We start from the raw sequence: 21,386 nt of genomic DNA, 5'->3' as shown, positions 1-21,386 counted from the left end.
CTCACCTACCTTGCCTGCTGAAACAGGCAGGCCAAAACGCGGATTTTATTTGAAATCTCCCCGCCCCGCATCCTATATTGCCCCAGTAAGAAGAACGCAGGCTCAGATGTTACACAGCGCGCTGGAACGCGGATCAGACTGGCTAACCAATGCAGGGCTACGGCCCACGCGGCAACGTGTGGCGCTGGCGGCACTGCTGATTGGCGATGGCCAGCATCGTCACGTTACGGCAGAGAGCCTGTTTTCCGATGTCTGCCGCATGGGAGAGAGCGTCTCACTCGCCACAGTATATAACACGCTGCGCGCCTTCTGTGGTGCCGGACTGTTGCAAGAGGTGATGGTAGACGGCACCAAGAGCTATTTCGACACCAACACCCATGACCATCCGCATTTCTTCTGGGAAGACGAAAACCGGCTGAGCGACGCGCCTGCGGATCAGTTACAGATTACCCGATTGCCCGACGCCCCTGAAGGTGTCGAAATCGCATCAGTCGATGTGGTGATCCGACTGCGACGCAAGTGAGCGCAGACGCCGCAACGACGTCGCGCATTGTCTGGCTTTCCGATCTTCATTTTGATGCGTCTGATCGCGTCTTGGGCCATGATCCGCGCGCCCGGCTCGACGCTGCAATTGACTATGTGAACGCGCATTACGGCGATGCCCGCCTATGTGTTATTTCAGGTGATATGGTCGAAACGGCTTCAGCCAAAAACTACGCGACCCTACGACAGTCGTTGGATCGGCTATGCCTGCCGTGGCATCCCATGACCGGAAATCACGATTCCAGAGCACTATTGCGCACGCATCTGCCACTGCCCGAAACAGCCATGCCGGATTTCGTACAATATGAAATTGCGCTGCCGCAGGCGCGGCTGCTGTGCCTCGATACCCTGATGGAAGGCTCTGGAAAAGGCGTGCTTTGTCAGACACGATTGGACTGGCTGCGAGAGCGGCTGGCGGCGCCCGATGACGGTCGGCCGATCATTATATTCATGCACCACCCGCCGATGGCACTGGGCCTGCCCATGCTCGATCCGATGCGGTTGGAAAATGGCGAGACTTTGCTGCGTATTCTGCGTGCGACCCCTGCAGTCCGGCAACTGTGCTTCGGCCACATCCATCGGCCGGTCGCGGGCAGCATACAGGGTATGGCATATTGCGGCCTGCGGTCAGTGCTATATCAAGCACCCCCGCCGCGCCCAGACTGGACATGGGATACATTTGCCCCCGCCCATGAAGCCCCGGAATTGGGCGTCATCACGCTGGACGATGGGCGCGTGATGGTCCAAACTCTGGCGTTCTGCCCCGCCGGGTTCGGTGTTGCTTCTGTCTGATAGCCACACTCGGCCAATGCCACACTTGCGTCACGAGGCTCCGACATGCGTGCTATATCTTATGATCGATTCGGCCCTGCGGCTGATGTACTTGAACTTGGTGACGTAGACCTGCCCCTTCCCGGCCCCGGTGAAGTGCGCGTGCGGCTCAGCCATTCCGGTGTGAACCCATCCGATGCCAAGGCTCGCGCGGGCGCGCGTCCCGGTGTAACCAAACCGGCATTTGATCGCATCATCCCTCATTCCGATGGTTCGGGCGAGATTGACGCCGTGGGCGATGGCGTCGACACGTCACGGATCGGCCAACGCGTGTGGATATGGAACGGCCAGTGGCAGCGTCCCTTCGGCACTGCTGCAGAGACGATCTGCCTGCCAGAGGCTCAGACCGTGCCACTGCCCGAGGGCGTCGACCTCGCCATCGGCGCGACATTGGGCATTCCGGGACTTACAGCCGCGCATACGGTCTTTGGCGGTGGCGACGTAGCGGGACAAACCCTGCTGATCAGCGGTGGCGCCGGGGCTGTCGGTCACAACGCGGTGCAACTGGCGAAATGGGGCGGCGCACGGGTCATTGCCACCGCCCGGGGTCCGGGGCTGGAACGCGCAGCACAGGCAGGCGCGGATGTCTGTCTGGATTACACCGATCCGGATCTGACCGCGCAAATTCTCGCAGCGACGAACGGTGAGGGCGTTGATCGCGCGGTCGAGGTTGAATTCGGCCAGAACGCGGCGATGCTCCCCGAGGTGATGCGACCATCCGGCACGATCTGCGCCTATGGATCGGGGGCCGATATGGCGCCGACATTGCCGTTCGGGCCATACCTCTTCAAGGCGCTCACCCTCGATATCGTGTTAATTTACATTCTGGGGGCAGCAGCCCGCACAGCCGCAATCAGCCGACTGCACGCAGCGCTAATTGCAGGTTCGTTGCGTCCCGAGATCGCGCGCACCTACCCGCTGGCCGAATGTGCCATCGCCCAGGACGCGGTGATGACGCCCGGCCGTGCGGGCGCGGTTCTGTTGGAAATTTGACGTAAGGTGGGTTTGAAACCCACCTTACCCATCACGGGTCAGCCAATCGCAACGAGCTCGATCGCGAATGTCAGATCCTTGCCTGCAAGGAAATGGTTGGCATCCAGCGTTACAGTGTCGTCTGTCACTTCGACAACGGTCACCGGCATCGCCTGCCCGTCGGGAGTTTGGACCTGCAACTGCGTCCCAAGATCAAGTGGGATATCTGCCGGGATACCTTCGCGCGGCACTTGTTGCAGGGCAGCCGGGTCGGGTTGGCCATACGCATCGTCCGCCGCCACTTCGACGACCTTCTTATCGCCAAGGGTCATGCCCGGCAACGCTGTATCGAGACCGGGAATGATCTGGCCCGATCCGACAGTGAATTTCAGCGGATCACGCCCGTCGCTACTGTCAAAGACAGACCCATCCTCAAGCGTGCCAGTGTAATGAATATGGACGGTGTCGCCCGATTTAACTTCGGTCATAGTGTCTCCAGTCTTTGGGGGGATTTTACCCGGCGCACTGGGCGGCGGGTTGTCAGGGTTTGTCGAGGCCGCGCCGCGCGCAGGTACTCGATTGCGATTCGCCATGGACGCTAACGCCCGCCTGCCCGGTTTGCAAACAAACGGCCCGGCGGACCTGCCTCTAGCGCGTTTTCACATCCAGATCACCCTTCCCCCCCTGCCCCATCCATGCCAGTCTGCCGCTAATCTCCCGGAGGATCTTATGCCTATTACCACCTGTATTTTCGATGCCTATGGCACGCTCTTTGATGTCGCCGCAGCCGCGCGGATCGCCGCCGCAGAGCCGGGACGCGCGGCATTCGCTGCACACTGGCCCCGGATCGCGCAGAACTGGCGGCTGAAACAGTTGCAGTACACATGGCTGCGCGCGATCACGAACCAGCACACCGATTTCTGGCAGGTCACACAGGATGGGCTGGACTGGTCGCTGGAGGCCGAAGGACTGAACGCCGATGCAGACCTGCGCGAACGGCTGCTGCAACTCTATTGGGAGTTGGAAGCCTACGCCGAAGTGCCTGCCATGCTGCGCGCACTCAAGAGCGCCGGTCTCAACACCGCAATTCTGTCAAACGGATCACCCGACATGCTGGACGGCGCGGTAAAATCGGCAGGTCTGGGCGATCTGCTCGACCATGTACTCTCGGTCGAGGACGTGGGCATCTTCAAACCTGCCAGCGTGGTTTATGATATGGTCGGCAACTGTTTCGGTTGCGCCCGCGAAGAGGTTCTTTTTGTCTCGTCCAATGGCTGGGACGCGGCGGGCGCTGCCAGCTACGGGTTCACAACTGCGTGGGTCAATCGCGCGTCTGAACCCGTGGACCGCCTCCCAGCAAAGCCCGACCAAATACTGACCGATCTGACCGGCATCCCGGCGCTGGCAGGCGCCTGATGCCCAAATTTCTGTCCAAGGACGGCCTTAACCTGCATTACGAGGACGCTGGAGATGGCCCTTCTGTGCTCTGTCTTGCGGGCCTTACCCGCAACAATGCCGATTTTGGGTTTTTGCTGCCTTTCCTGCCCGAGTATCGCATGATCCGACCCGACTATCGCGGGCGCGGACAATCGGACCACGCTGCAGATTACATGACCTATTCCATCGCCCAAGAGGCGCAGGACGTCCTGACCCTGCTTGATCATCTGAAACTGGATCGCGTTACGATCATCGGCACGTCACGCGGCGGCCTGATCGCGATGTTACTGGCGTATATGGCACCAGAGCGTCTGAAGGGCGTGATCCTGAACGACATCGGCCCAGAAGTGACGTCCGTCGGAATTGAGCGGATCATGGATTATGTCGGTAACGAACCGAACGCGCCCGATCTGGATGCGGTTGCGACCACGTTGCACGCGCTCGGTGCTGATGCCTTTCCCGGCGTGACCCTCAATCGCTGGCGCGCACAGGCAGATATGATGTTTTATGAGAAACCCGGCGGCGGCCTTGGACTGCGTTATGATGCGCGTTTGCGGGATGCGCTGATCGGTCAGGCCGGTGTCGGCCCTGCCCCTGATTTATGGGCTCTGTTTGACGCGCTGGCCAAACTACCTCTGACCGCCATTCGCGGCGCCAATTCGGACCTGCTGAGCGCAGACACCTTTGCAAAAATGCAAGAACGTGCGCCCAGTATGCATGTCGCAACAGTGCCCGATCGCGGGCATGTCCCATTTCTGGACGAGACCGAGGCGTTGGATGCGATCCGCGCCCACCTCAAGGAGTACGCCACATGAGCAACATCGACATGATCCGCGCCGCCGCGACACGGCTGGAAGGTCACGCACGCCGCACGCCGATGCTCACCTCACCCTTTCTTGATGAAATTGCCGGGCGGCGCGTGTTGGTCAAGCCCGAATGCCTGCAACATACCGGCAGCTTCAAGTATCGCGGCGGACGCTCTGCGGTGTCTGCCCTCGATCCCGAAACACGCGCCAAAGGCGTCATCGCCTTTTCCAGCGGCAACCATGCGCAGGGCGTGGCATTGGCCGCGCGCGAACATGGCGTGCCGGCAGTGATCATCATGCCCGCCGACGCGCCGCGCATGAAAATCGACAACACCCGCGCATTAGGCGCTGAGGTGGTACTGTACGATCGCGCGGGCGGTGAGAGCCGCGAGGCCATAGGTGACAAGCTAAAGGCCGAGCGCGACCTGACCCTGATCCGCCCGTATGACGACCCTCAGGTGATCGCGGGTCAGGGCACCACAGGCCTCGAAATCGCGGCACAGGCCACCGAAATGGGCGTGACGGCGGGCGATGTGCTGGTCTGTTGCGGGGGTGGTGGTCTGACATCCGGCATCGCGATGGCGCTGGAGGCCGATGCGCCCGGCCTGCGCGCGCGCCCCTGCGAGCCAGAGGGCTTTGACGATGTGAAACGTTCGCTCAACTCCGGCCATATCGAGACCAACAACACGCAATCTGGCAACATCTGTGACGCAATTCTGACGCCTGCACCGGGGCAGATGACATTTCCGATCCTGCACCGCCTTTGCGGTCCAGGCATTGCCGTGACCGAAGAGGATTGCCTGCGCGCCATGGCCCTCGCCTTCCAACGGTTAAAGCTGGTGGCAGAACCCGGAGGAGCCGTGGCCTTGGCCGCCGCACTCTTTTACGGCGACGAGATCGAGGGCGATGCCGTGATCTGCACCATTTCGGGCGGCAACGTCGACGCGGATCTGTTCCAGCGCGCCCTTGCCACCTATGGGGGGGCGGAATGACAGAATTCACCATCGCCAGCTTCAACGTCAAGAACCTGATTGGGCCAGACAAGGAATATTACGAATTCCAGACCTACACCCCCGAGGAATACGCGTGGAAAGAAGACTGGATGGCCGATCAAGTGTTGACGCTGGATGCGGACATCATCGGGTTTCAGGAGATTTTCGAGGAAGCGCCGCTGCGCGCCGTGGTGGACGAGGCCAGCCGCCGCGCCGAAGTTCTGAACGCCGCCTCTGTTCCCGATAAAACCAAGCGCTATCACCGCAAGGTCATCTTTCGCAAACTGGCCGCAACTGGATATGCGGGTGCGTCCCTCGCCTTTGCGCCCAACGCTGCCGACACCGGCGAGCCGGGCAAACGCCGTCCCGGCGTGGCGATCCTGTCGCGCATGGGTTTTGCCGGGCAACCCGAGCTCATTCAGGATCTGCCGAAACCATTGATCATCCCGTTCCAGCCATTGCGCGGGCTGGATGGCGACACCGATGCAGGCAGTTTTGCATTGCGCCGCCTGTCACGTCCGATCCTAAAAGCGCGTATCCCCGTGGGCGACCAGACGATCACCGTTTTCAACTGCCATCTGAAGTCCAAACTGGGCGAATACATCAAACCCGACGGGGCAGATTTCGCGCCCGAGGCGAACCTGACCCGGTATGATCCCGTCGGTCGCGCCTTGGGCAGCCTGCGCGCCGCCATTCGCCGCATGGCCGAAGCGTGGGTGCTGCGCGCCGAGATCGTAGCCGAACTGCGCGCGGGCCATCCGGTAATGGTGCTGGGCGATTTCAACGATGGCGAACACGCCACCTCATCCGAAATTATCGCTGGCGAAGTCCCGTTCAAGAACTACCAATGGATGTTACGCCACGACGCGAAGGATCGCGGTGATCGCTACACGGCCGAAGAACACCAGCAGATCACTGAAGATATCGAGGCCGTGCGCCTGCATTCCGCTGAAAAGCTCTTTGTGCGCAAATCCCTGCGAGACATGGTTTACACATCCGCCTTTGGCGGCATCTACGAAAGTATTGACCAAATCTACATGTCGCGACATTTCCACCCTGATTTCGATGCCCGGATCGGCGATATGTCCTATTTCAGCGTCTTTAACGACCACATCACCGACGGCAGCCATGCCGAGGCCCCCTATAACAAGCTCGCCTCGGATCACGGGCAGATCATGGCCCATATGAGGCTGCGCTGACATGCGCTGTCAGGTGGCAATCATCGGCGGCGGGCCTGCGGGGCTGCTGCTGGGGCAATTGCTGCACGGGGCGGGCATAGACACGATCCTGCTGGAACGCCGCAGTCGCGACCACGTGCTGTCGCGGGTGCGCGCGGGTGTATTGGAAACCGGTATGGTGGATCTGCTGGACGCAGCTGGTGTGGGCGAACGGGTACACGCCGAAGGTTTGATCCACAACAGTGCGCGCATCACGTCTGACAGCGCCGATTTCAGTATTGACTTCAATGCGCTGACAGACCGCCACGTGGTCATATATGGCCAGACCGAAGTCACCCGCGACCTCTATGAGGCACGCGATGCGACGGGCGCTACGACGCTGCATAATTGCACCAATGTCACCCCCTGCGACATCGACACCGATGCGCCCCATGTCAGCTTCACGTATGATGGCCAGTCCCACCGACTGGAGTGTGATCTGATTGCGGGATGTGACGGCTATCACGGCCCTTCGCGTCAGGCGATCCCGGCAGAGCACCGCACCGAGTTCGAGAAAACATACCCCTTTGGTTGGCTTGGCATCCTCTCGGAAACATCCCCGGTGGCACATGAATTGATCTATGCCAGTTCCCCGCGGGGTTTCGCACTCTGCTCTCAGCGCAACGCGAACCTGAGCCGCTATTACGTGCAATGCGCCCTCTCTGACAGCCCGGATGACTGGACCGATACGGCCTTTTGGGACGAACTGCGCCGCCGCCTCCCCGCCGCGGTCGCCGATAAGCTCATCATCGGGCCCAGCATCGAGAAATCTATCGCTCCGCTGCGCTCATTCGTCTGCGCGCCGATGCAATGGGGGCGGCTCTATCTTTGCGGTGATGCGGCCCATATCGTGCCGCCCACCGGGGCCAAAGGACTGAACACAGCCGCCAGCGATGTAGCGTATCTTTCTGAGGCCATGCAAAAATACTACGACACAGGCGAGAAAAACCGACTCGACAGCTATTCCGCGCAGGCTCTTGCACGGGTGTGGAAGGTGCAGCGTTTCAGCTGGTGGATGACCAACCTTCTGCACCGTTTCCCGGATCAATCCCGCTTTGATCTAAAAGTGCAGGAGGCCGATCTGGCCTTTCTGAGTGAAAACCGTGCCGCGCAAACCGCGCTAGCCCAAAATTACGTGGGACTACCCTACTGATGCCAACGCTCGACCTTGCCCATCTCACCCTGCACTACCGTTTGGATGGCGCAGCCGATGGCGCGCCGCTGATGTTTATCAACTCGCTTGGCACGGAGCTCAGCCTTTGGGATGATGTTATCGCGCACTTGCCTGCCGGTCTGCGCATCGTCCGCTTCGATCTGCGCGGGCACGGCGCGTCGGGATGCCCTCCGCCCCCCTATACGATGGGTGGGCTGATCCGTGACGCAGAACGTCTGCTGGATCATCTGAACATTGCGGGGGCAGCCATCGTAGGCCTGTCCATCGGCGGAATGATCGCACAGGGTTTGGCCGTCAAGCGTCCCGATCTGGTGCGCGCATTGGTGATGTCGAACACCGCCGCCAAGATTGGGACACCCGCGCTCTGGCGCGACCGCATTGCGGATGTCGACCGCCTCGGGATGGACGCTATTGCAGATGCGGTAATGGACCGTTGGTTTGGCCGGAATTTCCGCGAGACCGGCGCGCACAAACCGTGGCGTAATATGTTGTTGCGTCAACCCGTCGAAGGTTACAAAGGCTGCTGTGCCGCCATCGCAGGCACCGATTTTTACACCCCAACCAGCGGACTGCGCCTGCCCACCTTGGGCATCGCCGGGGCAGAGGATCGCGCCACCCCACCCGATCTGGTACGCGAAACCATCGAGTTGATCCCAGAAGCGGAAATGGTTCTGATGCGCGGTGTCGGCCACCTGCCTTGCGTCGAGAAACCCGTTGACTATGCGGCGTTGTTACAGAGTTTCCTGGAACGCAACAGCCATCTCTGATTGCTGAACAGGCACACGTCACGGCTATGGTGTAAAAGCGGCCCTACAGCCCGCATTCCACACTTGAACGCCTCAGCGAACCGGGTCAGGCTGATCTCCAAGCAAAGAGGGAGCGACCATGCAGACCATCAAAGCCGCAGTATGCCACGCATTTGGCACCCCTCTTACCATCGAAGATGTGCAACTGCGTGCACCCGAAATGGGCGAAGTGCAGGTCGACCTCTCTGCCGTCGCCATCTGCCACTCGGATATATCATTCATCGACGGCGCATGGGGCGGGTCACTGCCTGCTGTCTATGGGCACGAGGCAGCGGGTCGTGTCAGCGCCGCCGGCGCAGGTGTCACCAGCTTCAAACCCGGCGATCCGGTTCTGGTCACGCTAATCCGCGCTTGCGGCCAGTGCGCCAGTTGCGGCGGTGGCAAACCCAACTCATGCGAAACCCCCTATGACGGCGATCACGGACCATTGAAAACCGCAGATGGCGGCAAACTGCATCAGGCGATGGCCTGTGGTGCCTTTGCGGAAAAGGTCGTCGTTGACCAGAGCCAGATCGCGCATATCCCTGATGATATGGCCATGGATGCCGCCAGCCTGCTCAGTTGCGGGGTCATCACCGGCGTCGGCGCGGTGGTCAACGTGGCACAGCTGCGCGCCGGTCAGGACGTGGTGGTGATCGGCGCGGGTGGCGTTGGCCTCAATGCCATTCAGGGTGCGCGCATCGCCGGTGCCCGGCGCATCGTCGCCGTCGACATGACCGACGAAAAGCTGGAAATCGCGCGCGGTTTCGGAGCCACTGACGGTGTGCTCGCCACCGGAGACAAGCCATGGCGCGCGGCCAAGAACGCGATCGGACGGGGCGCGGATGTTGTTGTTGTCTCTGTGGGTGCGATCCCGGTTTACGATCAGGCCCCACGCTATCTGGCGACCGGCGGCAAGATCATAATGATGGGGATGCCGCATGTTGGCGCCGAGGCGCGGTACGAGCCGGTCAATTTTGCAGCCGCCAGTCAGGGAATGCTTGGGTCCAAGATGGGCGATACGGTGTTGCGCCGCGATATTCCATGGATGATCGACCTCTATCAACAGGGGCGACTGAAACTGGACGAGCTGATTTCAGGCCGCTGGCAGCTTGATCAAATCAACGACGCGATCGCCGACACCAAGGCCGGTCGTGCCAGCCGCAACGTGATATTGTTCGACCAGACCTGACCCCGCTTGGTGGCACAATCCACCGCCCCGCGCCCCTCATGCCACGCTCCGGAGCCGCACCATGAAATTGCAAGATCTCGACATCATCGTTACCGCCCCCCCGGCGCCGGGATGGGGCGGGCGGTATTGGATATTGGTCAAGCTCACCACGGATGACGGTATCACCGGCTGGGGTGAATGCTATGCCTCCACCGTCGGGCCAGAGGCGATGCGCCCCGTGATCGAGGATGTGTTCGCGCGCCACATGCAAGGCGAAAACCCAGAGAACATCGAGCTTATGTTCCGCCGCACCTATTCGTCCGGGTTCACCCAGCGCCCTGATCTGACTGTCATGGGCGCATTTTCCGGACTGGAAATCGCCTGTTGGGACATTCTGGGCAAGGCGCGCGGGCGTCCCGTCCACGCGCTTCTGGGCGGGCGAATGAATGATCGTATCCGCGCCTACACTTACCTCTATCCGCGCGCGCATCACGATCTCAGCGCCTTCTGGTCATCGCCCGATATGGCCGCAGAAAGCGCAGTATCACTTGTAGAGCAGGGCTATACGGCAGTGAAGTTTGACCCGGCCGGCCCCTACACGATGCGCGGGGGGCACATGCCCAGCCTGTTGGACATCGATCAGTCCGTCGCCTTTTGCAAGGCCATCCGCCAAGCCATTGGTAACAAGGCCGATATTCTGTTTGGCACTCATGGTCAGTTCTCCGTCGCAGGTGCGATTCGGCTGGGGCGCGCCATCGCCCCCTACGACCCGTTGTGGTACGAAGAACCCGTGCCGCCCGACAACATCGGCGCACTTGCCAAGGTTGCCGCAGCCACTGGCATCCCCATCGCCACCGGCGAACGTCTGACGACAAAGGCAGAGTTCGCGCCCGCCCTGCGCGATGGAAGCGTCAGCATCCTGCAACCCGCGCTGGGGCGTGCGGGCGGTATCTGGGAGATGAAGAAAGTCGCCGCAATCGCCGAGGTGTACAACGCGCAGATGGCTCCGCATCTCTATGCCGGGCCGGTTGAGTGGGCGGCCAATGTGCACCTTTCGGCATCAATTCCGAATATCCTGATTGCCGAAACGATCGAGACACCGTTTCACGCCGCCCTCATCAAAGACACCATTCAGATCGAGGATGGCTACATCATACCGCCCACAACGCCCGGTCTGGGTATCGACGTGGACGAGGCACTTGCCCGCGCTCATCCCTACACCGGCACCGGGCTGCATCTGGAAATGCAGGAAGCACCGTGCAAATACCATGACAGCAATTCCTTTACCGGCGGCGCGCCGTCGGACGGCTGACACGCACATTTTTGGGCGCAGGATCTACGCAGTTTTTCAAGAATGCTCTTGGTGTCGGGTGCCTGGCACCGGAAAAACGATGTCATAAAGCCAGTTAAACGCGAACGTATAAAACAGATAGAAAATCGTAAACGACATATCCAATACGAACGCATCCCACAGCGTCATCCCCAGATACCACGCGATAAAGGGCAACAATGCTGCCAACAGGCCGACCTCGAACAAGGCCGTATGAATCAGGCGTATCACGAATGTCTTGGCCACGCGTCCAGTCATGCGCAACAGCGCATGGTCAAACAGGATGTTATAGAAATAATTCCACAGCGTCGCGATCGTGGCGCTGACCACCGCGACCAGCCCCACGTCATGCAATGAAAGGCCGAAAATCAGCGCGCCTCCCGGCACGGCAATCAGCAATGCGATGATTTCAAATGACAGCGCGTGGCGTATCCGGTCTGCTGTGCTGCGCATGGCACCTCTCCCTTGGATGATACCGGGCCGTCCCGGTGGATCACACCCCTTCGGGCGGGAGGCCGTCCTCACTTGGGCATTGCCTACACCGTCACATTGATGACCCGCAAGGGTCAGATAACCGCGTCATGGCAAAAGCCCCATCCACACCCATGCACTGAGGATCGACAGCCCCGTGCCAAACAGCACCGCCGAGGCCGCGACACGTTTGGCCCGCCCGTACATATTGGCAAAGATATAGGCATTCGCCCCCGGCGCCATCGCCGCCGTCAGCACCGCCGACCGCATCGGCCCGTTGTCCAATACCAGCGCACCACCCAGCGTTCGTGTAATCAGCGGATGCGCCACCAGCGCGATCAGACAAACCCAGCCGATCACCCGCAAATCGCCCTCTGGCCGATACTGCACCAGAACCCCACCCAACCCGAACAGCGCCGCAGGCAATGCCGCACGCGCAATCAGGTCCAGCCCTGCCTGCACTGTCCCCGGCAAGGTCAGACCGGTCAGATTGACTAGCAGCCCCAGACCGATGCCGATGATCAGCGCGTTCGTAAACATCGCCTTCAGCACGCGCTGTGCCACATCGACACCCGCCGCGCCACGCGCGCGAGTGATCTCCATCACCGAGATGCCCACACCGTAGCAGAACGGCGAATGCAGAGCGATGATGGCATAGTTGGACGTGAGTGCATCCGCACCATAGGCGCGTTCAGTCAGAGGTAGCCCCAGAAGGACGGAGTTCGAAAAAAGGCAGCAAAATCCGATGACAATGGCATCTTCCCACGTGCGGCCAAAGATCAGCCGTGCGCCGAAAAGGCCCAGCACAAAACCCGCCAGCGCGCCGGTATAAAAGCTCAGCAGCAGGCGCCAGTCGAACCCCTGCCCCAGATCCAATCGTGACAACGCGGTAAAAAGGAGGCAGGGGATTGCAAAGTTCTGTGTGAACTTCATCAACCCGTCGACGCCCGTTTGCGGAAACCACTTTAGCCAAACCGCCAGATAACCAGCCCCGATTACCACAAAGACCGGCAGGATGACATCGAGCAGCGCCTGCATGGTTAGACGTCGTAGGCGAGCGTCAACCCGTCATACGCGGGAATAACATTTTCCGGCAATTCGCGCTCTAGCGTACGATAATCCATGTCGATATGCATATTGGTGATGACCGCATTGCGCGGGGCAGCGCGGTCAATCCACTTGAGCGTGTTCTCCAGATGCGAATGCGTCGGATGCGGCGTGCGGCGCAGCGCATCCACAATCCAGCACTCCAGCCCATCCAGTAACGGCCAGACATCATCGGGGATATCCGCCACATCAGGCAGGTAGGCCACATCGCCGATGCGGAACCCCAGTGCATCAATCGCACCATGCCCGACGGTGAAAGGCGTCAGAGTGATCGCCCCTCCTGCGCCGTCGATGGTCACATCGCCATCAATCGTGTTCATGTTCAGGATCGGCGGATAGGGCGACGTGTCAGGTTGGACAAAGGCGTAGCCGAACCGCGCATATAGCGCATTCTGCGTGTCACCATCCGCCCAGACCGGCAGCCGCTTTTTGGTGTTGAACACAACCACCCGCAGATCGTCGATTCCGTGTACGTGATCAGCGTGGCTATGGGTAAAGAGCACCGCATCCAATACCCCCACGCCGACGCTCAATAACTGCGCGCGTAGATCAGGAGAGGTGTCGATCAGCACCCTCGTGATCCCCTCCGGCCCTTCCTGTTCGATCAGCATCGAACATCGGCGGCGGGTGTTGCGCGGTTCTTCGGGATCGCAATCGCCCCAATGACCGCCGAGACGCGGTACGCCGCCCGATGACCCACAACCAAGGATGATAAACCGACGCTCTGCCATCAGGCCGCCGCCTCGAACTGAGCGGCCTTCCAGAACAGCCGGTCAAAATTGGCCTGCGTCTGCGCCGCGAAGTCGGGCCAGTCCATACCAAACGTCTCTGCACCCACCTTGGCGGTATGTACCGTATAAGACGGCTCGTTCCGTTTGCCACGGAAAGGTGGTGGCGCAAGATAAGGCGCGTCCGTCTCGACCAGAACACGCTCGACCGGCGCGGAGGCGAAAATATCACGCAACTCCTGACTCTTGGGGAATGCGGCAATACCGGACATCGACAGGTAAAACCCCAGATCAAGCGCAGCGCGGGCCAGTTCCGCGCTGGACGAAAAGCAATGCATCACACAACTGTAGCTGCCCTTCGCGTGCTCTTCACGCAGAATGCGCGCCATATCGTCATCCGCCGCGCGAGCGTGGATAATCAGCGGCAACCCGGTTTCTCGCGCCGCCGCGATATGGATCCGCAGACTGCGCCGCTGCACCTCGGCACTGTCAGCAGTATAGTGATAGTCCAGCCCGGTCTCGCCAATACCCACGAATTTGGGATGCTTTGCCAAGGCGATCAACTCATCGACACTGACCAAGGGCTCATCGGCGGCGCTCATCGGGTGTGTTCCTGCGGCGTAGAACACTGGCGCATAAGCCTCGGCGATCGCGCGCACCTGCGGCTCCAATCGCAACCGGGTGCAGATCGTGACCATCCGTGTAACCCCTGCGGCCACGGCGCGGTCGATCACGGCATCGCGCTCCGCGTCGAAATCGGGGAAATCAAGGTGGCAATGGCTGTCTGTGATCTGGATGGTTTCGGTCATGCACACCTTTCAGCGAGCTTTGCCCGCCGCCGTTTTCTGTATCTTGACCACGGTATCTAGGACCAGCGCGGCAGGGTCAAGGTTCACCGCCCGCCCATGGCGCGCTCGTGCACCGACCAGCTGCGCGCAGTCCGCCCACGCCCGTCCTTGGGCCGGATCAGCGGCAAGTCGGAGCATCATCTCGGCCTCGCCTTGCGCCGCCTCGGGCGCGGGTGGCGCGCCCATGCTGCCAGTGCGTGCCAGCCGTGCCAGCAGCAGATCGAACAGCCCAATCAGCAGGTCGAGCTTGTCCTCCGCCCCGCGTGTCGCCGCCGCATTCGCCAGCTTTAACGCCCGTGACCGATCAAGCCGGGGAAGCCCGGCGAAGATCTGCGTCAGTTCGCGGTACATCTCTAGCCCGCCGAGGTTGGTCAGGCGTACTGCCTCTCCGACCGACCCACCCGACAACGCAGCCAATGCAGCGGCATCAGTGGTGCCCGTATCGACACCTGCCTGCGCAAGTGCTGCAGCCATACCCTCCGCATCCAATGGCGGCAAACGCAGTTCGCGGCACCGCGAACGGATGGTCGGCAACAGACCTGTCGGCTGGTGGCTGATCAGCAGCAGTGTCGTACGCGCGGGCGGTTCTTCCAGCATCTTCAGCAGCGCATTGGCCGCCTGTGCATTCATCTCGTCCGCGCTGTCGATGAGCACTACCCGACGGCCGCCATCCGCCGCACTAAGCCCCAGAAATCCGTTCAGCCGCCGGACGTCCTCGGCCACAATCATATCACGCATCCGGCCGGTTTTTTCGTTGAGGGTGCGGGTGATATGAAACAGGCCCGGATCGGACCCCGCCAACAGCCGCCGCGCGACCGGATGCTCATCAGGCACATCAAGAGATTGTGGCGAAATCGGTGCATCGCCGAACAGCCCTCCGTCTGCAACCGGGTCGGGTGTGGCCAGCAGGAATCGTGCGATGCGCCATGCCAGCGTTGCCTTGCCGACACCGCGCGGGCCAACCATCAGCCAGCCATGATGCATCCGGCCAGAGTTGAACGCCTCCAGAAACCCCGTTTCGGCTGCTGCTTGCCCAATCAGCTCGCGCGTCTCTCGCGGATGTGGCGCGCCTTCGACGCGATCTGGCTGCGGAGCGTCGTCTGTCATCCTAACGCCTCTGCCATCACGGACCAGACCTCGCGCGCGACGGCATCCACATCGCGCATGCCATCAATTATCTGAATGCGGTCAGGTGCAGCCGTCGCGAGGTCAAGAAACCCCTGTCGCATCCGGCGTTGCAAATCTCCGCCAAAGGACTCGAACCGTTCCTCGTTGCCGCCGCGTCCCAGTGCCCGCGCAAGCCCCGCATCGGGGTCCATGTCGATCAACAAGGTCAGATCCGGCTCCTGACCGATCATGAGGTCATGCAGGGCATCAACCAGGCCCCGCAGATCGCCGCTACGCAATCCTTGATACATACGCGTGCTGTCAGCAAACCGATCACAGATGACGACCTGCCCCGCTGCCAGCGCCGGACGAATGGTTCGCTCCAGATGGTCGCGACGGGCCGCAGTAAAGAGCAGCAACTCGGTCTCGGCTGACCAGCGATCCGGATCGCCCTCCAACACCAGCTTGCGGATTTCCTCGGCACCGGGGCTGCCACCCGGCTCTCGTGTCAGGATGACATCGTGGCCCGCGCGCTTCAGGGCGTCAGATAACAAGCGCGCCTGCGTCGACTTACCAGAACCGTCGATCCCCTCGAAACTGACGAAAAGCCCCTGCCCGCTCAAAGCGCGCCCTCAGGCCCCTGCTGTAATCGTGTCAGCAACAGTCCCGAGACAGTCTTGATCCGGGTAACAAAACCGCCGCGCGCGACACTGGCGGCCGCAATCAACGGCACTTCGACCTCTTGCATGCCCTCGGGTTTGACAATCAGCGTCCCAAGACGATCCCCTTGCGCGACGGGTGCCTGAATAGGACCGTCATAGATCACTTCGGCTTTGACCTCTTCGGCGCTCAGCACCGGCAGCAACATGGTCAAATCCTGCTCGGCAACCAATCCGACGCTGGGGGCATCACCCAGCCACACGTCCGCGCGCAATACCTCGGTACCGCCTTTGACAACGGTGTTTTCGACAAACTGGCGAAACGCCCAGCTTACGATTGCCTCGGCTTCCTGAGCGCGTTGCGCCGAACTGTTCAACCCCGAGATGACAAAGACGATGCGCCGATCCCCTTGCCGCGCCGACCCAACCAAACCATAGCCCGCCGCCTGAGTGTGACCGGTCTTCAGCCCGTCCGCGCCAATCCCCAGCGCCAGCAACGGGTTACGGTTCTGGGTGTTCTGCGGCGCGCGGCCATCGAACTTGAACTCGGTCTCGGCAAACATCGGGTAATATTCCGGGAAATCCTCGATCAAACGACGTGCCAGCAGCGCCAGATCGCGCATGCTCATCCGGTGGCCCGCAGCGGGCCAACCATTGGAATTGGCAAAAGTAGAATTGGTCATACCCATCTTTTGCGCGCGCATCGTCATGAAACGTGCAAACCCGGCTTCGGACCCATCCGGGCTCAACGCCTCGGCGATCACGGCACAGGCGTCATTGCCGCTAAGCACGATGATACCCCGCAAAAGATCCTCAACCCGTACCCGGTCCGTGGTGTCCAGAAACATGGTCGAGCCACCATAGCTCATCGCGTGCTGGGACACAGGAAGCTTTTCATCAAGCGAGAGCCGCCCCTCGCGGATCGCCTCGAACGCCACATATAGCGTCATCAGCTTGGACATCGACGCAGGCGGTAGCGGTTGATCGGCATTCTTGTTCAACAGAACCGTGCCGGTTTTAAGGTCGGTCACGTAGGCCGCACGCGCCTGCGTGTCGAACGCAGCGGCGGGCAACGCCATGACAAGCGCAACAAGAAGGGCAAAACTCAGTCGAACGGCATGTGGCAGCATGGGCTCTTTCCGGATCAGTTGGTCACAGGATAGGCGTCGTCAAACCCGACACCCTTGATTTTCTTCATCAGCGCGGTGCGCTCGGATTTCGTGGCCGCCGGACCGACAACAACGCGCCAGAACTTCTTGCCGCTCGATTCCTGCGCCAGCACAGTGGGCACCATGCCTGCCTGCCGCATCGCGGTGGCGGTGTTGTTGGCGTTCTTCTCAACACTAAAGATACCGATCTGAATGAACGGCTTGTCCAGCGAAGATGCTTTGGCAGGCGTGGCAGGGGTCGCCGAAGGTTGGGTCACGCTGACCGTTGAGGTCGCGGCATCGTCTGCTTCGGCAGCATCAATCGCCGCAGCTGCCCCGGCGATGGGATCAAGCGATGTCGACTCCACCGTGCTGGGTGTCAGCGGACGGGCTGCCGCCTGTTGCTGCTCCGGCGCGGCCTCACGGCGCAACGCCGTCACGTTCAACTGTGCTGGCGCCCCGGCCAGCATCCCCAACGCTGCGGCAGCATCGGATGACACTTGCAACTCTGGGCCGGGATTGGCCCGTTCGCGGCGAAACAGCGCGCCGATCACGAATTTTGAATTAGCCGTATTGCGGATGATCACACGCTCAGGCTCGCTTACATCAGGATGTGCGACCCAAACACCACCCAAGGACGGGCGACCATCCCAGAGCCCCATATCGGTGACCTGAAAGACATCCGGTGCCTCGACATCGCGCTCCACCAAACGCACAGAGGATGCATCCCCCCCGGCGACAGTGGTGACCTCAGCCTCTGTGTCTGGTCTTGCCTTAAAGGGGTTAACGTCCTGCAACCCTTGGCAGCCACTGAGAAAAACAATAATCGTGCCAGCCCCGAATGCGCTGCGCAATCCCGCTCTTCCGCCTTCCCCAGAGAAATCCATGCCGTGCCCTTTGCCTGTCTGATGGCCACCGTAAAACGGTGCCCCGCCGGTTTTCCCGGAACTGCGCTGCCAAGACGGTCGTTGCCGCCTTGCGACATGTTAGCCCTTTGTCCGATGCAAGAAAAGCGCGCAGACGCATCTTCGGCGGAATTCCCCAGAAACTGGTACTTTCAGAATCGCGCAACGCACTGTAGGCACTATCTCTGTCGGAGGAGTGGCAGAGTGGTCGAATGCACCGGTCTTGAAAACCGACGTAGGTGAAAGTCTACCGTGGGTTCGAATCCCACCTCCTCCGCCAAGTTCCATTTATGTCATTCATAAATATGTAAATTTCCGCACACCACCCCGTCTAGAAAACGTCTGGTATGCTCGCGGGCCGCGCCTCGGTATCCTTCCCTGAACTGGCCGCACGCAAATTTGTTTGCCCATACCGGTCCCGATTCGGGGCAGCGGAGACTTCACTTCCCTCGCCCCTCCAGCAAGATTCTCTGCGTTGTGGATGCGCGAAAAGTGCTGCCCCATCTGGCCCCGGGGCCGATTGCGCACTGACCGCCTCGTGTTTGCGCAGACGTTGAATTTCCTCGGCCGATATCAGGCCGGCCCAATGTCTCTTCTCACACTTTGTTCACACCTGCATGCAGGAGAACGGTAAGCAACGCGGTACCATAAGAGCGACGAACCCGACGTCGCTATTGGCGCGACCGTTGGGCAACAACGCCCGATACCCCGAGCCTTTTGAGGGCGCAGACCACCGCCAGCCGCAGGCTAAACGCTGAGCCGGGCAGCGCCACGGCGACGCGGGTATATCACGTGATCGGCTCGGGGCTTGTCATACCGCGTATCAGCTCGATCACCTTAGTCTCCAAGGGCAAGGATTTTGATCTCACCGTCCCAATGTTTTGCAAGCCGCTCCGCTGCGTGCCACGCCCGAAGACCTGACCGGCAGGCCAGAACGGCGCGTTGGTCTTGGTCTGGCTGGGGACCGTGCGGCCCAAAATCCGTGACTGCATGGCGCATCGCCAGCGGCAATTCCGGTCCCTGTTCTTCTTTTGCACGCAGATCGACCAGAAAGTCAGTTGCCGCAATGTCTGCTTGCGCGATGAACGCCGGGTTCGGCGCAGGATCGGGGGCAGCATCGAACCGAAACCCGCCAAACCGCAGCGTGCGTGCATCATAGGTGACGAGCTGACCCAAGGCCGTCTGATCATCCGTAAGGATCGCCATCGCCATTTGCGCCTGTAGGCTGCCAATGACACCAACGCTTGGGCCTGACACGCCTTCGGTATCGCAAGAGCCTAACTGATCTGGCAGGTCGGGAAACACCGCGCGCAGCCCCGGCTGACCGCCGCAAAATCCGCCCACATAGCCCTCGGACCCCACAACGCTGGCGCTGATCAGCGGCTGCCCAGTGTGCAGACAATGGTCCGACGCCACGTAGCTGGCCGCAAAGCTGTCGGCACAATCGAGGACGAGGGTCATGCCGTCACACAGCGCCTCTGCCGTGGCAGGATCAAAGCGCTTCTGGATGGGATCAATCGTGGTGTCCGAGTTCAGTGCAGCCAAGGTGGCTGCGGCGATCCCGACCTTGGGTTGGCCGATATCGGCCTCACGAAAGAGCGTTTGGCGATGCAGGTTTGACAGGCTCACCACATCCGCATCGACGAGCCGGATATGGCCCACGCCCGCGCCCACAAGGTACTGTAAAACCGGGCTAGCCAAACCACCCGCGCCGATGACAAGAACCGATGCCGCAGCAAGCCGTTCCTGTGCGGCCACGCCCAAAACAGCGGTTTGACGGGCGTATCGGTTCATGTGCAGGCCTTGAGCCATGCCGTGACGCGAGCCTCCGGATCATCATGCAACGTGATGTCCGTGACGGCCGAAACGATATCCGCACCGGCAGCAAAAGCACCTTCGGCGCGCGCAACGCTCATTCCACCAATCGCAACAAGCGGGATGCGCCCCGTACGTGCCTTCCAGAGCGTCAGCTTCTCGACGCCCTGCTGATGCCATTTCATTTTCTTGAGGATCGTCGGATAGATCGGGCCGAGGGCGACATAATCGGGCATCAACGCCAGAGCCCGCGTCAATTCCGCCTCGTCATGGGTCGAGATGCCCAGTTTCAGGCCGGTCGCTCGGATCTCATCCACATTAGCGTCGTCCAAATCTTCTTGGCCCAAATGCACCCAATCACATCCAAGCTCGATGGCCAGTTGCCAGTGGTCGTTGACAACCAACACGGCACCGTGGGCGCGGCTCAGATCGCGCGCCTCAAGGATCTGCGCCCGCAGCGCGTCCTGCGGCTGGTCCTTGATCCGCAATTGCACCAGCTTTATCCCTAGCGGCAACATGCGCCGCAGCCACGCGACATCGTCAAAGATCGGGTAAAAGCGATGTAGCGTCAAAGGAATGCCTTTCCGATAATGGGCGTAGAGGGGGCGGCCATATCCCGCGCGTCGATAGGATCGGCCTGCGCCGCCAGCGCGCCAGCCTCCACAGCATGTGCAAACGCTCTGGCCATCGCAACGGGGTCGCCCGCCTTGGCCACGGCGGTATTGAGAAGCACCGCATCATAGCCCAATTCCATCGCGTGCGCCGCCTGCGACGGCAGGCCCAGTCCGGCGTCCACCACCAAGGGGATATCCGGAAAGTGCGCCCGCAGGCTGCGCAGCCCGTAAATGTTATTTAGGCCAAGCCCCGTGCCGATGGGCGCGCCCCAAGGCATAAGGACCTTGCAACCGACCTCTACCAAGCGTTCGCACAGCACCAGATCCTCGGTGCAATATGGGAAGACCTCGAATCCGTCCTCGGCCAACTGTGCTGCGGCCTCGACCAGCCCGAAGGGATCGGGTTGCAATGTGTCGGCATTGCCGATGATCTCCAGCTTGATCCAGTCGGTATCAAAGAGTTCGCGCGCCATGTGCGCTGTGGTCACCGCTTCGCGAATCGAATGGCAGCCAGCGGTGTTGGGCAAGACCGCAACGCCCAGTTGCTGGATCAGCGACCAAAAATCCTGCCCTGCCTGCTCACCGCCGGCCTCGCGGCGCACCGACACTGTGGCAATACCCGCCCCCGATTGCTGAAACGCGTCTGCTAGAATGGCAGGGGATGGGTACTGAGCGGTGCCCAACATCAGGCGAGAATCGATCGTGGTGCCGTAGAATGTAGGCATC

General features: G+C 60.9%; 23 protein-coding genes and 1 tRNA gene. 12 read left to right on the top strand and 12 right to left on the bottom strand.

Features of this window, described 5'->3' with window-relative positions; all coding sequences use genetic code 11:
- Positions 1-106: 106 nt before the first annotated feature.
- From irrA to N7U68_RS19620, 3 genes are read left to right on the top strand one after another with little or no spacing between them, the layout of a single operon-like run.
- Positions 107-523, top strand: coding sequence for an iron response transcriptional regulator IrrA (gene irrA / locus N7U68_RS19630; protein ID WP_263047915.1), 417 nt, complete (start codon positions 107-109; stop codon positions 521-523).
- Entirely contained in the window at positions 520-1,335 is an 816-nt protein-coding gene (locus N7U68_RS19625; RefSeq protein WP_263047914.1) for a phosphodiesterase, read from the top strand. The genes irrA and N7U68_RS19625 overlap by 4 nt, the downstream gene beginning before the upstream one ends.
- 45 nt (positions 1,336-1,380) lie before the next feature.
- Positions 1,381-2,367, top strand: coding sequence for an NADPH:quinone reductase (locus N7U68_RS19620; RefSeq protein WP_263047913.1), 987 nt, complete (start codon positions 1,381-1,383; stop codon positions 2,365-2,367).
- A 38-nt stretch (positions 2,368-2,405) separates the two neighbouring features.
- On the opposite strand, the gene N7U68_RS19615 is transcribed toward N7U68_RS19620, so the two are convergent.
- Positions 2,406-2,834, bottom strand: coding sequence for an FKBP-type peptidyl-prolyl cis-trans isomerase (locus N7U68_RS19615; RefSeq protein ID WP_165192738.1), 429 nt, complete (start codon positions 2,832-2,834; stop codon positions 2,406-2,408).
- 241 nt (positions 2,835-3,075) lie between these two features.
- On the opposite strand from N7U68_RS19615, the gene N7U68_RS19610 reads away from it, so the two are divergent.
- From N7U68_RS19610 to N7U68_RS19575, 8 genes are all read left to right on the top strand, one after another.
- Entirely contained in the window at positions 3,076-3,762 is a 687-nt protein-coding gene (locus N7U68_RS19610; protein WP_263047912.1) for a haloacid dehalogenase type II, read from the top strand.
- Positions 3,762-4,598, top strand: a complete 837-nt coding sequence (locus N7U68_RS19605) for an alpha/beta fold hydrolase (protein WP_263047911.1) — start codon at positions 3,762-3,764, stop codon at positions 4,596-4,598. Before N7U68_RS19610 ends, N7U68_RS19605 begins: the two co-directional genes overlap by 1 nt.
- Positions 4,595-5,581 carry a threonine ammonia-lyase gene (locus N7U68_RS19600; protein WP_263047910.1) on the top strand — a complete coding sequence of 329 codons (987 nt, stop codon included), beginning with the start codon at positions 4,595-4,597 and terminating at the stop codon, positions 5,579-5,581. Before N7U68_RS19605 ends, N7U68_RS19600 begins: the two co-directional genes overlap by 4 nt.
- Entirely contained in the window at positions 5,578-6,780 is a 1,203-nt protein-coding gene (locus tag N7U68_RS19595) for an endonuclease/exonuclease/phosphatase family protein (RefSeq protein ID WP_263047909.1), read from the top strand. Before N7U68_RS19600 ends, N7U68_RS19595 begins: the two co-directional genes overlap by 4 nt.
- A gap of 1 nt (position 6,781) precedes the next feature.
- Positions 6,782-7,951, top strand: coding sequence for a 4-hydroxybenzoate 3-monooxygenase (pobA, locus tag N7U68_RS19590; RefSeq protein WP_263047908.1), 1,170 nt, complete (start codon positions 6,782-6,784; stop codon positions 7,949-7,951).
- Positions 7,951-8,739 carry a 3-oxoadipate enol-lactonase gene (gene pcaD / locus N7U68_RS19585; RefSeq protein ID WP_263047907.1) on the top strand — a complete coding sequence of 263 codons (789 nt, stop codon included), beginning with the start codon at positions 7,951-7,953 and terminating at the stop codon, positions 8,737-8,739. Before pobA ends, pcaD begins: the two co-directional genes overlap by 1 nt.
- 118 nt (positions 8,740-8,857) lie before the next feature.
- Complete coding sequence (locus N7U68_RS19580; protein WP_263047906.1) at positions 8,858-9,949, top strand: alcohol dehydrogenase catalytic domain-containing protein; 1,092 nt, start codon at positions 8,858-8,860, stop codon at positions 9,947-9,949.
- Positions 9,950-10,010: 61 nt separating this feature from the next.
- Positions 10,011-11,240 carry a mandelate racemase/muconate lactonizing enzyme family protein gene (locus tag N7U68_RS19575; protein WP_263047905.1) on the top strand — a complete coding sequence of 410 codons (1,230 nt, stop codon included), beginning with the start codon at positions 10,011-10,013 and terminating at the stop codon, positions 11,238-11,240.
- Between the two features lie 36 nt (positions 11,241-11,276).
- On the opposite strand, the gene N7U68_RS19570 is transcribed toward N7U68_RS19575, so the two are convergent.
- The 8 genes from N7U68_RS19570 to N7U68_RS19535 all read right to left on the bottom strand — a co-directional run bounded on the left by N7U68_RS19570 (position 11,277) and on the right by N7U68_RS19535 (position 18,213).
- A complete protein-coding gene (locus N7U68_RS19570; RefSeq protein WP_263047904.1) occupies positions 11,277-11,711 on the bottom strand; it encodes a PACE efflux transporter in 435 nt (144 codons plus the stop codon).
- Between the two features lie 126 nt (positions 11,712-11,837).
- Positions 11,838-12,767, bottom strand: a complete 930-nt coding sequence (locus N7U68_RS19565; protein ID WP_165192758.1) for an AEC family transporter — start codon at positions 12,765-12,767, stop codon at positions 11,838-11,840.
- Positions 12,768-12,769: 2 nt separating this feature from the next.
- Positions 12,770-13,567: an MBL fold metallo-hydrolase gene (locus tag N7U68_RS19560; RefSeq protein WP_165192760.1), complete on the bottom strand. Its 798-nt coding sequence runs from the start codon at positions 13,565-13,567 to the stop codon at positions 12,770-12,772.
- Complete coding sequence (locus tag N7U68_RS19555; protein ID WP_263047903.1) at positions 13,567-14,373, bottom strand: TatD family hydrolase; 807 nt, start codon at positions 14,371-14,373, stop codon at positions 13,567-13,569. Before N7U68_RS19555 ends, N7U68_RS19560 begins: the two co-directional genes overlap by 1 nt.
- 9 nt (positions 14,374-14,382) lie before the next feature.
- A complete protein-coding gene (locus tag N7U68_RS19550) occupies positions 14,383-15,519 on the bottom strand; it encodes a DNA polymerase III subunit delta' (protein ID WP_263047902.1) in 1,137 nt (378 codons plus the stop codon).
- Positions 15,516-16,142 carry a dTMP kinase gene (tmk, locus tag N7U68_RS19545; protein ID WP_263047901.1) on the bottom strand — a complete coding sequence of 209 codons (627 nt, stop codon included), beginning with the start codon at positions 16,140-16,142 and terminating at the stop codon, positions 15,516-15,518. Before tmk ends, N7U68_RS19550 begins: the two co-directional genes overlap by 4 nt.
- Complete coding sequence (locus N7U68_RS19540; protein WP_165192768.1) at positions 16,139-17,308, bottom strand: D-alanyl-D-alanine carboxypeptidase family protein; 1,170 nt, start codon at positions 17,306-17,308, stop codon at positions 16,139-16,141. Before N7U68_RS19540 ends, tmk begins: the two co-directional genes overlap by 4 nt.
- Before the next feature lie 14 nt (positions 17,309-17,322).
- On the bottom strand, positions 17,323-18,213 hold the full coding sequence (locus N7U68_RS19535; protein ID WP_263047900.1) for an SPOR domain-containing protein: 891 nt from the start codon (positions 18,211-18,213) through the stop codon (positions 17,323-17,325).
- A 208-nt stretch (positions 18,214-18,421) separates the two neighbouring features.
- Here N7U68_RS19535 and N7U68_RS19530 point away from each other — a divergent pair.
- A tRNA-Ser gene (locus N7U68_RS19530) sits at positions 18,422-18,511 on the top strand.
- 557 nt (positions 18,512-19,068) lie between these two features.
- Here the strand turns inward: N7U68_RS19530 and N7U68_RS19525 are convergent.
- From N7U68_RS19525 to N7U68_RS19515, 3 genes are read right to left on the bottom strand one after another with little or no spacing between them, the layout of a single operon-like run.
- Positions 19,069-20,025, bottom strand: a complete 957-nt coding sequence (locus N7U68_RS19525) for a HesA/MoeB/ThiF family protein (RefSeq protein ID WP_263047899.1) — start codon at positions 20,023-20,025, stop codon at positions 19,069-19,071.
- Positions 20,022-20,618 (bottom strand): thiamine phosphate synthase, encoded by a 597-nt coding sequence (locus tag N7U68_RS19520; protein WP_263047898.1) that lies wholly within the window; start codon positions 20,616-20,618, stop codon positions 20,022-20,024. Before N7U68_RS19520 ends, N7U68_RS19525 begins: the two co-directional genes overlap by 4 nt.
- Positions 20,615-21,385 carry a thiazole synthase gene (locus N7U68_RS19515; protein WP_263047897.1) on the bottom strand — a complete coding sequence of 257 codons (771 nt, stop codon included), beginning with the start codon at positions 21,383-21,385 and terminating at the stop codon, positions 20,615-20,617. The genes N7U68_RS19520 and N7U68_RS19515 overlap by 4 nt, the downstream gene beginning before the upstream one ends.
- Position 21,386 lies beyond the last annotated feature (1 nt).

It is taken from the genome of Roseovarius pelagicus (assembly GCF_025639885.1).
Classification (GTDB): Bacteria; Pseudomonadota; Alphaproteobacteria; order Rhodobacterales; family Rhodobacteraceae; genus Roseovarius; species Roseovarius pelagicus.
Note: the sequence above shows the minus strand (reverse complement) of the source record. Positions and strands in the feature narration are given on the sequence as shown.